We start from the raw sequence: 209 nt of genomic DNA on the forward strand, positions 1-209 counted from the left end.
ACCCCGGATGAGATACTTACCTTCGAACTTGGCAGTATTTTTGCAGAAACCGCCAAATATCCTAATTTGCCCAGGGTAGTTTACGCGCAAATGAATATTACCCAGGGACTCTTACATGACACCTATATTTACGGTGTCAACCAGGCCAATATCCTGCCGACCCTGCTTCATCCCAATGAGGAATTGGATGGCGCGGTAGTCAGCGGCAA

General features: G+C 47.8%; 1 protein-coding gene. It reads left to right on the forward strand.

Annotation, left to right across the window (positions count from 1 at the left end):
- Nucleotides 1-209 (forward strand): glycine/sarcosine/betaine reductase component B subunit (locus GT1_RS22060; RefSeq protein ID WP_223226454.1); only part of this gene is annotated, 209 nt, incomplete at both ends.

Source organism: Sporomusa sp. GT1 (assembly GCF_014634905.1).
Taxonomy (GTDB): domain Bacteria; phylum Bacillota; class Negativicutes; order Sporomusales; family Sporomusaceae; genus Sporomusa; species Sporomusa sphaeroides.